This is a genomic window from Fusibacter sp. JL298sf-3, from assembly GCF_053842995.1.
This window is the reverse complement of sequence record NZ_CM132608.1, coordinates 2,052,515-2,066,240: the sequence shown is the minus strand read 5'-3', so window position 1 is coordinate 2,066,240 and position 13,726 is coordinate 2,052,515. Positions and strand designations below refer to the sequence as shown.

The 13,726-nt window shown below is 46.1% G+C and carries 12 protein-coding genes and 1 riboswitch; all 12 genes read left to right on the top strand.

The genetic code is table 11. The annotated features are described in order from the left end of the window. Window positions 1-470: 470 nt before the first annotated feature. Entirely contained in the window at window positions 471-1,541 is a 1,071-nt protein-coding gene (locus ACR6HW_RS09840; protein ID WP_455727560.1) for a flagellar basal body rod C-terminal domain-containing protein, read from the top strand. A gap of 12 nt (window positions 1,542-1,553) precedes the next feature. Continuing rightward, window positions 1,554-2,348 (top strand): flagellar basal-body rod protein FlgG, encoded by a 795-nt coding sequence (flgG, locus tag ACR6HW_RS09835; protein WP_455727559.1) that lies wholly within the window; start codon window positions 1,554-1,556, stop codon window positions 2,346-2,348. 16 nt (window positions 2,349-2,364) lie between these two features. After that, window positions 2,365-2,766 carry a rod-binding protein gene (locus ACR6HW_RS09830; protein ID WP_455727558.1) on the top strand — a complete coding sequence of 134 codons (402 nt, stop codon included), beginning with the start codon at window positions 2,365-2,367 and terminating at the stop codon, window positions 2,764-2,766. A gap of 223 nt (window positions 2,767-2,989) precedes the next feature. After that, complete coding sequence (locus tag ACR6HW_RS09825) at window positions 2,990-3,211, top strand: hypothetical protein (protein ID WP_455727557.1); 222 nt, start codon at window positions 2,990-2,992, stop codon at window positions 3,209-3,211. Between the two features lie 17 nt (window positions 3,212-3,228). Then, window positions 3,229-4,503, top strand: coding sequence for an ArsB/NhaD family transporter (locus tag ACR6HW_RS09820; RefSeq protein WP_455727556.1), 1,275 nt, complete (start codon window positions 3,229-3,231; stop codon window positions 4,501-4,503). Window positions 4,504-4,512: 9 nt separating this feature from the next. Beyond that, window positions 4,513-4,995 (top strand): hypothetical protein, encoded by a 483-nt coding sequence (locus ACR6HW_RS09815; RefSeq protein WP_455727555.1) that lies wholly within the window; start codon window positions 4,513-4,515, stop codon window positions 4,993-4,995. Window positions 4,996-5,101: 106 nt separating this feature from the next. Beyond that, window positions 5,102-6,307, top strand: coding sequence for a patatin-like phospholipase family protein (locus ACR6HW_RS09810; RefSeq protein ID WP_455727554.1), 1,206 nt, complete (start codon window positions 5,102-5,104; stop codon window positions 6,305-6,307). A 23-nt stretch (window positions 6,308-6,330) separates the two neighbouring features. Then, complete coding sequence (locus ACR6HW_RS09805; protein ID WP_455727553.1) at window positions 6,331-7,989, top strand: phospho-sugar mutase; 1,659 nt, start codon at window positions 6,331-6,333, stop codon at window positions 7,987-7,989. Further along, the gene (locus ACR6HW_RS09800) at window positions 7,986-9,128 is read left to right on the top strand and encodes a hypothetical protein (protein ID WP_455727552.1); all 1,143 of its coding nucleotides are present in this window, start codon (window positions 7,986-7,988) and stop codon (window positions 9,126-9,128) included. Before ACR6HW_RS09805 ends, ACR6HW_RS09800 begins: the two co-directional genes overlap by 4 nt. Window positions 9,129-9,190: 62 nt before the next feature. Beyond that, a riboswitch (SAM riboswitch) is annotated at window positions 9,191-9,290 on the top strand. Window positions 9,291-9,395: 105 nt separating this feature from the next. After that, window positions 9,396-10,586 (top strand): methionine adenosyltransferase, encoded by a 1,191-nt coding sequence (gene metK, locus ACR6HW_RS09795; protein WP_455727551.1) that lies wholly within the window; start codon window positions 9,396-9,398, stop codon window positions 10,584-10,586. A gap of 185 nt (window positions 10,587-10,771) precedes the next feature. After that, complete coding sequence (gene recD2 / locus ACR6HW_RS09790; RefSeq protein WP_455727550.1) at window positions 10,772-12,964, top strand: SF1B family DNA helicase RecD2; 2,193 nt, start codon at window positions 10,772-10,774, stop codon at window positions 12,962-12,964. Further along, the gene (locus ACR6HW_RS09785; RefSeq protein WP_455727549.1) at window positions 12,961-13,698 is read left to right on the top strand and encodes a ComF family protein; all 738 of its coding nucleotides are present in this window, start codon (window positions 12,961-12,963) and stop codon (window positions 13,696-13,698) included. The genes recD2 and ACR6HW_RS09785 overlap by 4 nt, the downstream gene beginning before the upstream one ends. Window positions 13,699-13,726 lie beyond the last annotated feature (28 nt).

Sequence of the window (13,726 nt, the reverse complement as noted above, 5' to 3'; positions counted from 1 at the left end):
CCGTTGAAATGACTGAGTAAGTGGTTTTTAACTTGCATATGATGGCGCGATAGGGTGAGTGGACAGCGCTATGGCAGTCTAACAGGAGTTCTAGGCACAACTGTTGCTGGCATTATTGAAAATAGAGGTTTTGGTCAACTATAGACAAAGGGGGCGGCACAAAAGAACCGTCCCCTTTAGTGCATTTTTGCAAAAAAAGAAGAATGCCTTAGACGATAGACATTCCCAAAATGAGGAAATTGAAATTAATAAAGGGTATGGTATTGATTACCCATTTAAATATACCATAGGTGTATATACAGGGTCAATTAGCAGTAGTAATATAATCAATAGGAAAAGTTAATAGATGTTATGTTAAGTATTGCGTCAAAAACCGATAGAATTAAAAAAAAGGGTAAAGATTTTGTGGTGAATGGACGATAAATAACACGTGATAATAACGTTTCAGCCATTTTAGAAGGAGTGACGGCATGATTAAAGGACTGTACGTAGCAGGCACCAATATGGTTACAAATACACATAAACTCGATGTCATTAGCAACAACTTAGCCAATGTAAACACCACGGGTTTTAAAAAGGACGAAGTGGTGGTCGAGAGTTTCAACAATCGACTGTTTTACCGAATGAACGGTTCTAATCTGCCTTTTCAAGCCGGCAATTCCAAAGTGGAAGTCAGCGACATCGGAACGGAGAAAAAGGTCTCGACAGATAGGGGCTTTTTTAGAGTACAAACAGACAACGGAATTCATTACGATAAAAGCCTGAGGTTCATCAAAGACAAAGACGGGTATTTGAGAACGGCGTATAAGAACATCGGCGGCACCATCGACCCCTTGAAAGGTCATCTCCTCTTAGGTCTCAAAGGGCCTATTTACGTGGGTGAGGGAACCTTTGATGTCGATGAAACCGGTGCGGTAAGTGTCGACGGCACTCAGGTGGACAACCTCGTGTCCACGATACATCCGTCGGCAATCGGTACGATGAGTGCCGGCATCAAGCGTCAAAATGTTCTCGTCAACTATGAACAGGGACAGCTTGAGCGCACCGACAGCACGTACGATATCGCTATTAAAGGCGAGGGATTCTTTAAAATTGATACGGCAAGCGGACCGCTCTACACGCGCAACGGCACTTTTACAACCAGTCCCACAGGCGAGCTGGTTACCTTAGACGGGGATACCGTTTTGGGCTTAAGTGGCCCAATTGTTATTGAAGACAGTGATTTTGCAGTGAATGCGTTTGGCGAAGTGATTCAAAATGGAGAAATCACCGACAAACTACAAATAGAGAACTTTACAAACCCAGGCGACCTCTACAAAGTCGGCGGCAATTTCTTTGCCCTTAAAGCCGATATGACAGGAGAAGCGGCGCCTTTTGAAGGCGAAGTATTGCAGGGCTTTAGCGAACGCTCTAATAGTGACGCCATAACGGAAATGATCAATCTTATTCAAATGAATCGAAATTACGAGGCCAGTCAGAAAGTCATTACGACCATTGACGAACTCATAGGAAAAGCAGTCAACGAAGTTGGCCGCGTATAGGAGGGGTAAGAAATGAAAGGTATGTGGTCTGCAGCGTCGGGGATGAAAAATCTCCAACTTAAAATTGATACAATCGCCAACAACTTGGCAAACGTCAACACCGTGGGCTTTAAAAATCAACGGGTGGAATTTAAAGACATCATGTACGAGCGCTTAACATCTTCTGAAAAACTTGCCGATGAAGGTAGACCGGTGCCGATTGAAATTGGACACGGCGTGATGACTTCTGCGACATTGAGAAGTTTTATTACGGGGACCCTTCAGCAGACGGAGCAACCATTTGACCTCGCCATTAACGGCGACCATTTCTTTAAGATTGTTGACGGTAACGGCAACACGCGGTACACCAAAGACGGGACATTTAAAATTTCGGCTTCTCCCGAAGGCCCTCAATTGGTAACATCAGATGGTTATTTTGTCCAAGGGGAAGACGGCAACATCTTGCTTGGTGAAAACGTGGTGGACTTCTCAGTGGATGCCGCTGGCGTGATGATGGTAAAACGCGAGGGGGAGGAGACCTATGAGAACATCGGAACCCTTTCGCTCAGTAAGTTTGTCAACCCTGCCGGCCTCGAAGCCGTGGGGAAAAACCTGTATAAGGAATCACCGGCTTCAGGTGTGGCTGTTGAAGGTTTGGAAGAGGGTGACCAGACAGAAGTTTGGCAGGGATTTGTCGAGCAGAGCAACGTTCAAATCGTCGATGAAATGATCAACTTAATTGTTGCAGAGCGCGCTTATGAAATCAATTCAAAATCTATTCAGACAGCAGACAAAATGCTTGAAATTGCCAACAATCTCAAACGCTAACGGTTAGGAGGTCGCTATGGAAACACGCGCAATAAGTGCCAACATATCGAAGGTTTTTGAATCAAATCCTCAAACAGCGACAGATGGCGCCGCTTTTCAGACGGCAATAGAAAACGCAAAGAGTTTAGAGGAACTCAAGAGTGCCTGTGAAGCATTTGAGTCCTTTTTTGTACAAAAACTGTTCAACCAAATGCGTCAGACGTCAAAGAGCAGTGGGTTTGTCGAAAAGAGCATGGCACGGGAGACCTTTGAAAAAATGCTCGATGAAGAACTGTCCAAAGAAATCAGTTCAGCCGGAGGGATAGGGCTCGCCGATATGCTTTTTAAAAATATGAAAAAAGCGTATACTTTAGATGAGGCGCCTGAGCCTGCACAAAAAGCAGATGCCACTTCGCTAGTCGAACGCTTAAACGATTAACAAAAACCAGCCGCATCATTTGATGTGGCTTTCTTTTTGTCTCGATTTACGCGAGGATTCTCCCCGATAAATTCGGTGGGCGCAGAGAGGGACAGTTTGATTTTCTCTGTGCAATTTTGTGCGCACAAAAACACATTAGTTTCCCTTGACAACTAAAAACATCGGCGTATAATAATAACGTCAGCGAGACGTGAAACAGATTTTTTAGGAAGAAGGGGTTATTTTGAAATCAGGTCTACTAAAAGGGATATGTTTGATTGTGCTTTTAAGTGCCTTTGCATGGGGACTGGAGCACGACAGAAACACAGCGCAACCCGTGAGCAGTGAAGCACACTTTTACGGTATTTGGCTGAAAAGCTACGACGATACTTCTCCACCGGCAAGCGATGGACAATCAGTTGGTATTTCGAAGTTCTGGGGCGTTCCTCAGTTTAACGCGTTTTAATTAAGGAGAGTAAGTCTATGTTTTTTGACCACATTGTATTGGCGATTCTGATTTTTACAGTGACCTATGTCATTATCATGTCCGAAAAAATTAATCGCACGTCTATTGCGCTATTTGGTGCTGTTTTGCTGTTGATTTTTAATGTCATCGACCAAGAAACAGCGGTGCATCATATCGATTTCAACACCATTGGACTTTTAATTGGCATGATGATTATTGTCAACATTATGAAAAAGAGTGGTATTTTCGGTTATGTGGCCATTAAGGCGGCTAAGCTCGCCAAAGGTGACCCATGGAAAATCATCGTGCTCTTTTCAATTATTACAGCAATCTCCTCTGCGTTACTGGACAATGTAACCACGATTTTGTTAATTGTACCGATTACACTTGTCATTACAGATACACTTGAAATGAACCCTATTCCCTTTTTAATTCCCATGATATTCGCAGCGAATATCGGCGGAACGGCGACTCTAATTGGTGACCCGCCGAATATTATGATTGGCAGTGCCACAGGACTTGGTTTTGTAGACTTTATTAAAAATTTGGGCCCTGTAGTCGTCGTTATTATGTTTGTAACGATCATCTTAATGCGGCTGTTTAGCGGTAAGATGTTTGCAGTTGGCGCAGATAAAAAAGCGCGCGTTATGGCGCTCGATGAAAAACTGGCTATTAAAGACAGCGTGCTCATGAAAAAGAGCATCGTCGTCCTAGCCATTACCATTGTGGGATTTGCACTCCACCAGACCTTTGGCTATGAATCGGCGACAGTGGCATTGCTCGGTGCGTCACTTCTACTTCTCATTAGCAAAAAAGACCCTGAAGAGATTCTTCTCGAAGTGGAGTGGCCGACGATTTTCTTCTTTACCGCACTGTTTGTGCTCGTCGGCGGTCTTCAAGAAGTCGGTGTCATCGATTTCTTGGCGGGCAAACTCCTCGACGTGACAAACGGCAACCTGTTCGCAACGACCATGCTCATTCTCTGGGGATCGGCTATTGCATCGGCATTTTTAGATAATATTCCATTTGTGGCGACGATGATTCCTCTAATTAAGAGCATCTCAGAGATGTCGGCGATGAACGTGACACCGCTTTGGTGGGCACTTGCCTTGGGCGCATGTCTCGGTGGCAACGGCACGCTCATCGGTGCTTCAGCCAATGTCATTGTAAGTGGTATGCTAAAGAAGCACGGACACGAACTCACTTTTATGCGCTATATGAAAACGGGATTCCCTGTTATGATTGTGAGCATTATTATTTCCAGCGTTTATTTGGCCGTATTTTATCTGTAGGGGGCAATTATGAGAAAATTAATCAATGCGGAAGTTATGACGCACACGCTGAAACTTCAGCAAATGGGTGCGAAAGTACACGTGGTCAACAGTAAGCTGTGTTATGTGGATTTTGACATCGCCGGCTTTCAAATTCAGTACGTTTACAATGTCAACAGCAAGGGCAATTACTTTTTAGAGCGTATTAAACCTTACCCACTGCCGCTCAAGGAGTTTGAGACGGAGCAGGACATCATCGATATCATCGATATCGACGTGGAGCAGTTTAAAAATGCGCTACGCAGTCACAATATCGAGAATTTTATCAACCTCAGTAGAGAACTCAACAGTGCGATGAAGAAATTCGAAGATTTGTTTCTCTATTACAATATACCGGCAGATGAACTGGAGAAAATGCTGAATAAAATCAGAAGTTTCGAAGACGAAATTGAAGAAGTTAAACAAAAAACAGAACGTCTTTACTTTAGAAAAGATCCGGATAATTTAGAATAAGGTTCCCTGAGAACGGTCTGCGCTGCGGGCTGTTCTTTTTGTGTTTACAAGTGTTTAAAATACGGTATAAATAATATATTCTGTAACCATGCAAAGGAGGCGCATTATGATTGGAGTAGCATTAGAAGGCGGCGGCGCCAAGGGGTCTTTTCAAGTCGGTGCCATGAAGGCCATGTATGAAATGGGTATTTTACCCGATGTCGTCGTCGGCACGTCCATCGGCGCCATCAACGGGGCGTTTATAGCCGCAGGCGAACTAAAATTGCTTGAGTCGCTCTGGCGCAGTACAGAAATAGAAGATATGATGAACGACGATGCGGAACAAATCCGAAAACTCCTCTCGTTTAATCTTAAAAATGACACCAGTGGTGTCGGCGAATTTTTAATTGAAACCTTAAGAAAAGGTGGACTGGATGTGGCGCCCCTTAAAGAAAAGTTGCGCCTTTATCTCGACGAGTCCAAACTGAGAGCTTCTGCTATGGACTTTGGACTTGTTACACTGGCACTGACGGATTTGACGCCGCTTGAGGTGTACCTTGAGGATATTCCCGAAGGACAACTGCACGACTACGTCATGGCTTCTGCGAGTTTTCCGGCATTTAGACTGGATAAAATCAACGATAAGACGATGATTGACGGCTGTTTTTTTGACAATTTGCCGATTAATTTGCTCTTGAAAAAAGGGTGTGATCGGATTTTGGCCGTTCGTATTTTTGGAAGAGGCCGTTTGAGAAAGCTCGACAATCCTAATCTGGTCCCGATAGAGTTTATCATCCCTTCAGAAGATTTGGGGCATACCCTAGGCGTCGATTCAGAGCGGGCGGCACACAACATCGAACTGGGGTATTACGATGCCATGCGCGTCTTAAAGCGTTTAAAGAGCAAGCGTTATTATGTGGAAGCGGTGCCTTCTGAAACAGAAATGGTTGCGCAGCTCAATACGCTCTCGGTTGAAGCCATCGGCGTTGCAGAACAGTTTCTCAAAAAAGGGAAGATGCCCAAACGCCTTTTGTTTGAGGATGTGTTGCCGATTTTAGCGGATCTTCTTGGGCTAAAAAAGTACGCTTCTTATGTGGAAATCGTCTTGTCGTTTTACGAATATATGGCGGAGGCGCTTTCAGTAAAGCGTCTGCAATTTTACGACTACAACGCTTTTGTCGACGCAGTACACGTTGCATACGAAGCATACCCGGAGAAAAAAGTTGACGGATGGGGGAGCGGGGTCGCTTCTCTGTTGACAAAGAAGTACAAAAATCAGCAGTTGTTTCAACTGTTTAACGTGTTGCATTACGACCGCACGCATATGCTATAATAGAAGCAGGAAAGGAGAAAAGCATGGACACAAAGGCAATTTACAACGCATGGCTCAACAATCCCTATTTTGACGACGCTTTTAGAAGTGAGTTGAAAGCGATAGCAGATAGACCAGAGGAAATAGACGAACGCTTTTATAAAGACCTCGAATTCGGAACCGCTGGAATGCGTGGGATTATCGGCGCCGGATGCAATCGTATCAATCGGTATGTCGTCCGGAAGGCAACGCAGGGGTTTGCCAATTTTCTTCTGGAAAGAAGAGAGCAGGTTCAAAGTGAGCAAGCTGTCGTCATCGCCTATGACAGTCGACGCTATTCTCCTGAATTTGCAATGGAAACTGCACGTGTAATGGCTGCAAACGGCATAAAAGCGTACTTGTTTACCGCCGTGAGGACCACACCGGAACTGTCTTTTGCCGTTCGGCATTTGAAGTGTCTCGGCGGTGTAATGATTACGGCGAGCCACAACCCACCTGCATACAACGGTTACAAAGTATACGACGAAACCGGCTGTCAGTTGGTGCCGCATTTGGCGACCCAACTGGTGGAACATGTGCAGCGGATAGAAGATTTTGAAAGTGTCAAATTGTTTTCAGAGGAAGAGGCGAAAGCGTTTGACTTATTGGAAATGATTGATGAACAAGTGGATGTGCCCTATCGGGAAATGGTGGTGGAAGTTTCAGAGAGACCGGCGGTTTTGAAGAACAGTACGTTGAAAACAGTGTACACCCCGCTCCACGGCACCGGTGGGCAAACGGTAACAGAGGTATTAGATGCCGTAGGCTACAAAGGGCTTATTCCCGTGCCGTCCCAGATGGCACCAGATGGTGAATTTCCAACTTGTCAAGAACCCAATCCAGAGTCTGAAGCCGCATTTGATGAGGCGCTAAAAGTCGCCGCAACGTCAGCGGCCGACCTTATTGTGGCAACAGACCCCGATTGCGACCGCATCGGCTTTATGGTTAAGACGAACTCAGGTTATCAAATGATTTCAGGCAATCAAATCGGCAGCCTGTTTATGGAGTACCTGCTCTCGAGTCGAGAGGGGTTGACCCCGAGGCAGTATGTGGTCAACACCATTGTCTCTTCTGACCTAGCAAAGGCGCAGGCCGCACATTACAACGTTGCGTTGAAGCAAACGCTCACGGGCTTTAAGTTTATCGGCGAGCAGATTGAGCTGGATACCGAAGGCTTTATCATGGGCTACGAAGAGAGCTTTGGCTATCTTTTTGCGCCGCATGTCAGAGACAAAGACGCCGTTATGGGGACTTTAATCGCCGTTGAAATGGCCTCGTATTACAGGGAGAAAGGGCTGACACTTGTCGACGTCCTCGAAGCAGTGTACAGACGTCACGGCTACTATATAGAAGAAACCGTGTCTATAAAATTTGAAGGGAAATCCGGACAAGCGCAAATGGCAGAAGTCCTCTCGACATTCAGAACAAAGAAATTGTTCGATTACGAAAGTAAAATCGACTACATGGAAGACGAAACCGGCCTGCCGAAGTCCAATGTCCTCAAATACTATTTAGATGCGCATTCGTGGGTAGTCCTCAGACCGTCCGGCACGGAACCCAAGTTAAAAGTCTATTTTTCAATTGCCGGAGACGATCGAGCACAGACACAAAAGCGTCTTGAAACGCTGAAACAAATGATACTGGAAAAGGTGAACCATTCGTGAATTTTGAATCTATAAAAAAACCGCATTTGACATTTAAGAGAGCGTTGGCAACCAACACGAGACTAATGGGCGTCGTTGGGGTCGTGGCGTATTTTGAAGACACTTCAAAGCGAGAAGTCGTTCAAATTTATCACCTCGATTATGAAAGTTATGGCATCGATGGTTTTCATCATTTGATTGAACCGAAAGCCGACGAACTGGAAGTCCTGATACTCGGCGTTACAGGCGGGTTAGGTGGCGAAATGCGCCCCATCGACTACGAAGCGTTTGTCTTTTTAATTAAATCTGCCTATGTGGTGGACGAAGAGTGCCTCGATGCGCTCGTCGACTTTGAATGGTTTGAGGAGCAGTTTCACACGTTGTACGCATCGCTTACAATTGAAGAAGAAGCGGCGCTGTACGGGTATTTATCGCCTGAAATCAACAGCCCTGAAGCTTTGATCAATTATTTGGTGATGCGCGTCGTCGGATGCGATTACAACGCAACGCTTCCACTCTACCAAGCGTTTGATATGGATGAATCCTTTGAACTCGTCTCCCAGCCTCAAACCTTGATAAAAAATAGCGTCAGTTTCAAGGGCAAGCGCGGGGAAATCGAAGTGTTCTCGGCAGAATCTATTGTAGATATCGGCGAGCGATACGCCCTGATGGTGAGTGAAATCGAGGTGGACAGGGCGCATATGCGGGTCGTTAAGGCGCGGAAGACGGAGGCGCTCAGCATGAGCAGCATCGAGGCGGCGTTTAATTTAAACAAGCCGGAGCACATGGTGGTTTGTCATGTGGACGACGCATTTTTTGAAAGGCGTTTTGCCTTTGACAATCCGGAGATGATGAAGCAAACTTATGCCTTTGGCAGCCTTTACATCGAGTTCAATAGGGACAATCACCACGTGGGCGAAAACCCTTACTTTCTCAATGGCGACGTCTACTGCATGTACTTCTTTTCCCAATCGGGACAATTGATTATCTGCAGTCTGGACCCTGAAAATGTCAAGGCAATCGACGGTTATTTCACAGAAAATGGGGTATACGATAAGAGTCTCTTTAGGATTTGTGAAATGAAGATGGACGATCCGTTGCTGCTGTCGTTCATCAACAGCAGTTACGACAATTTGTTTGATTTTCTCGCAATGCACTAAAAAAGTGCTTGCTTTCTCATGGGCACTATGCTATGATTACCTAGTAATTTTAACTAAACATTTCCTTATCAAGAGCGACGGAGGGATAGGCCCTATGAAGTCCGGCAACCGGTGACACACGGTGCTAAATCCTACAGATTTTAAGAATCTGAAAGATGAGGTTGAGCAAATACCTCTTCTTGTAGTGAAAAGGTATTTTTTTTATGTAAAAGACGCCGCAACAGGTGTACTGTTATTAAAGTCAATCATATTTTATGGAGGTGTATGATGGGAAGAAGAAGACTGTTTACTTCTGAATCGGTAACTGAAGGGCATCCTGATAAGATTTGTGACCAAATCTCCGATTCAATTTTAGATGCTATTTTTGCACAGGACCCAAATGCGAGGGTGGCTTGTGAAACGTCTGTGACCACTGGTCTCGTTTTGATAGCAGGTGAAATTACAACTAACTGCTATGTCGATATCCAGTCGACGGTGAGAAACACCATTAAAGAAATTGGTTACGATAGAGCGAAATACGGTTTTGATGGGGAAACTTGTGGCGTCATCGTCGCTATAGACAAGCAATCAGACGACATCGCTTTAGGTGTTGACAAAGCTTTAGAGAGCAAAACAGGTGAAATGAACGACGCAGTTGAAGCAGTTGGCGCCGGCGACCAAGGGATTATGTTCGGCTACGCTTGTAACGAAACACCTGAGTTGATGCCGCTTCCAATTGCCCTTGCACACAAACTGGCCAGAAGACTCTCAGAAGTGAGAAAAGACGGTACTTTGGATTACCTTCGACCTGATGGGAAGACTCAGGTGACGGTGGAATACGATGAAAACGATAGACCGGTGCGCGTCGATACGGTACTGGTATCGACACAGCACTCTGAGCGCGTATCAGTAGAGCAAATCAAAGCGGATTTGATTAAGCACGTCATCGAGCCGATTATTCCGGCGGCGTTGTTAGACAATACGCGCTACCTCGTCAACCCGACAGGTCGTTTTGTCATCGGTGGGCCACAGGGCGATGCCGGTCTTACAGGCCGTAAGATTATTGTCGATACGTACGGCGGTTACGCGAGACATGGCGGCGGTGCATTTTCAGGAAAAGATCCTACAAAGGTCGACCGTTCAGCGGCTTATGCGGCACGCTATGTAGCGAAAAACGTCGTCGCAGCCGGATTGGCGGATCGCTGTGAAATCGAACTGGCCTACGCTATTGGCGTAGCGCATCCCGTTTCGATTATGGTGGAGACTTTTGGTACGTCAAAAGTGGATGAAGCGCTCATTGAATCACTTGTTGAAAAGCACTTTGACCTCAGACCGGGCGCGATTATTAAAGAGCTCGATCTCAGAAGACCTATCTACAAGCAGACGGCGGCATACGGTCACTTCGGTAGAACCGATGTCGAGTTGCCTTGGGAAAGAACGGATAAAGCGGCAGCACTTAGAGAAGCAGCCGGTCTTTAAGCCGACGTTTAATACGATTTTAAGAGCCGATAGGCGCACGTATGATCTCATACGTTGCGCCTATTTTTAATTTTACGACTGGTGTAGAGAGAAGAATGCCGCTTCAAAATGGAGAGATGCCTATATGAAAAGCGTTTAAAATCCTATATAATAGAAAGTAATTCAGAAGAAAAGATGGTGACGACATGGTAGTAGAAGGCATACTGATAGATATTATCTATTACAATGAAGAAAACGGATACGTCATCGGGAACCTAGAGACGCTGGACGACGTGCACTGTGTAAAGGGGGTCGTGCCGTTTGTAAAGGAAGGCGACCGACTTCGCATAGAAGGTGATACGGACGAGCACCCCTTTTACGGCGAGCAGATTAAAATCAATCGAGTAGAGCACGTTAAGCCCAGTGATCGCGAAGAAATTCTTAAGTATTTAGCTTCCGGTGTCATAACGGGAATTGGGGAGTCGACAGCGCAGAGCATCGTCGACCACTTTGGTGAAGCTTCACTTGAAATCATTGAGAAGACCCCTGAGAAACTGCTTGAAATATCGGGTATTGGCGATAAAAAGCTCGAACAAATCGTGATGAGCTATCACGAAGCATACGCACTTAGGGATTTTATTATGTATTTTCAGTCCCTAGGCCTTACAGTAAACGCCGCTATGCGGGTTCACAAGATATTTGGTCTCGAAGGCGTGGAGAAAGTTCAGAACAACCCGTACTTGTTGGCTGCGGAAATTCCGGGATTCGGTTTTAAACAAGCAGACGAAATCGCCATGCGAATGGGGATTGAGATGCACGCCCCTTTTCGGATAGAGTCCGGGGTGGTGCACCTTTTGTCTAAAACATCGCTTTCAGGGGACACGTATATGACTGCTGAAACCCTTGTAAAGCAAACAGCTCTGACGCTTCAAGTCACTCAGGACGAGGTGTTGATGCAGCTTAGGGACATGGCCGTGAGAGGCGGCGTGTACCTTGAAAACGCAGAGGGGGTTCAACGCGTCTACTTGCCCAGTTTGTATTACGCAGAGCAACAGGTGGCGGGGAAGCTGTTCAACTTGATGCGAGATGTAAAAACACTGACGAAATTCGATACGACTAAGTTTATTAAAGCTTATGAGGAAGACAAGGGCATCCTCTTGGCAGAACTTCAAAAATCGGCTCTCGAAATGGCTTTATCCGCCGGGGTTTTCGTGCTCACCGGTGGACCGGGGACGGGTAAGACGACGTTAATCAATGCCATGATTCACGCTTACGAGCAGTTAGGACAAAAAGTCGTTTTATGTGCACCGACGGGCAGAGCGGCAAAGCGCATGTCTGAGGCAACGCTTAGAGAGGCCAAGACGATTCATCGGCTTTTGGAGTTTCAAGGGGAAAATCAATTTGCTAAGAACGAAAGCGAACCCCTGATGTGCGATGTGGTGGTGGTGGACGAAATCTCTATGGTGGACATCGTTTTGATGTACCGCCTGCTCGACGCCGTTAAGCCGGGGACGCATTTGATTCTCGTCGGCGACTCAGATCAGTTGCCCTCTGTGGGACCGGGCGCCGTCCTAAAGGATATTCTCGGAAGCGACACGGTACCGAATGTGGCTCTCGACGAAATTTTTAGGCAATCGGAATCATCTTTGATAGCGGTTAACGCCCATGCCATCAACCAAGGAGAAGCGCCGCTGTTGAACCAGCAGGACAAAGATTTCTTCTTCATTAATCGACCGAAAACGGCTTCAATTAAAACCGAGATTCAGAATCTCGTCGGCAAACGCCTTCCGGAATACTATGGGTTTAACCCCATTGAAGACATACAAATTCTTTCGCCGATGAAAAATTCGGAGGCGGGGATTAACGCCCTTAACGACATGCTTCAAAATGTATTGAACCCCGCTAACAAAGAGAAAAAAGAACGGCATTTCGGCAAAAAATTGTTCCGCGAAGGGGACAAAGTCATGCAGATTAAAAACAATTACAATCTCGAGTGGCAAACGGCGTTAGGCGAAGAGGGCACGGGTGTTTTTAACGGCGACATCGGCTTTATCACCGCCATTGATGAAAACGAGCGCTGCGTTCACGTCCTATTCGATGGGGAACGGTCGGTCATCTACGATTTTCCGTCTGCGGACGAACTGGTATTGGCTTATGCCGTCACAGTGCATAAAAGTCAGGGCAGCGAGTTTAAAGCCGTGATTATGCCCATTTTTTACGGGCCCCCGATGTTGATGAGCCGAAACATTCTCTACACGGCGATTACAAGGGCAAAAGCGCTGGTGGTACTCGTCGGGGATCGCGGCGCTCTCTCTGAGATGATTGCACGCAATCAGGAACAAAATCGACGAACGGGATTAAAAGACAAACTGTTGCTTTACAAGGAGATGATGCTGTGAAAAAAATAGTCGATCTGTTGTACCCGCGTTATGCCACCTGCCTCATTTGCGATGATGAACTCGATAGTGAGCAAAAACAGCACCTTTGTGCTCAATGTGAAGACAGCGTCGTGCGCATTGGACACGGCGCAGAGGTGTGTTCCCTGTGTGGCAGGCCCATAGAAAAGGCCTATGAACAGCATAGAGCTTATCAATACAAGTGTAAAGAATGCCAAGAACAGTATTTTTATTTAAACGGGCACCGTTCATTTGCCCAGTACGACGGCGGGATTAAAAAGATGCTCATGGCAATGAAGTACCACGGGCGTACGTATCATCTGCCCTATATCGTCGAGGGCCTTTCCGAAGTTTATAAAGGCGATGATTTGTATGAGGCCATCGACTGCGTTGTGGCGGTTCCCAGTCATTTTACCCGAACTTTGAAGCGCGGCTACAACCAAGCGGCGCTGATGGCGAAGGCGTTTTCTAAGACAGAGGGGCTCCGGTACATCAGCGCTCTGAAGCGCGTAAAACCGACGCGTAAACTCAAGTTGCTGAATCGAGCCCAGCGCAAACAGGTACTGAAAGGTGCTTTTGAGGTAAAAAAATCGTGTAAATCAAAAATAATGGGTAAAAATATAGTAATCATTGACGATATCTATACCACGGGGGCAACACTTAACGCATGTGCAAAAGCGCTCTACGAAAGTGGTGCTGATAGAATATATGCTATAACAGTGGCGACGGGCTACTAGACAAAAAGGAGAGACAAGAGGAGGTTTA

What these genes read in the sequence shown, in the direction of transcription:
- ACR6HW_RS09805 (WP_455727553.1), top strand. Translation starts at nt 6,331, where the DNA reads ATGGACACAAAGGCAATTTACAACGCATGGCTCAACAATCCCTATTTT.
- ACR6HW_RS09830 (WP_455727558.1), top strand. Translation starts at nt 2,365, where the DNA reads ATGGAAACACGCGCAATAAGTGCCAACATATCGAAGGTTTTTGAATCA.
- metK (WP_455727551.1), top strand. Translation starts at nt 9,396, where the DNA reads ATGGGAAGAAGAAGACTGTTTACTTCTGAATCGGTAACTGAAGGGCAT.
- ACR6HW_RS09815 (WP_455727555.1), top strand. Translation starts at nt 4,513, where the DNA reads ATGAGAAAATTAATCAATGCGGAAGTTATGACGCACACGCTGAAACTT.
- recD2 (WP_455727550.1), top strand. Translation starts at nt 10,772, where the DNA reads ATGGTAGTAGAAGGCATACTGATAGATATTATCTATTACAATGAAGAA.
- ACR6HW_RS09840 (WP_455727560.1), top strand. Translation starts at nt 471, where the DNA reads ATGATTAAAGGACTGTACGTAGCAGGCACCAATATGGTTACAAATACA.
- ACR6HW_RS09820 (WP_455727556.1), top strand. Translation starts at nt 3,229, where the DNA reads ATGTTTTTTGACCACATTGTATTGGCGATTCTGATTTTTACAGTGACC.
- flgG (WP_455727559.1), top strand. Translation starts at nt 1,554, where the DNA reads ATGAAAGGTATGTGGTCTGCAGCGTCGGGGATGAAAAATCTCCAACTT.
- ACR6HW_RS09810 (WP_455727554.1), top strand. Translation starts at nt 5,102, where the DNA reads ATGATTGGAGTAGCATTAGAAGGCGGCGGCGCCAAGGGGTCTTTTCAA.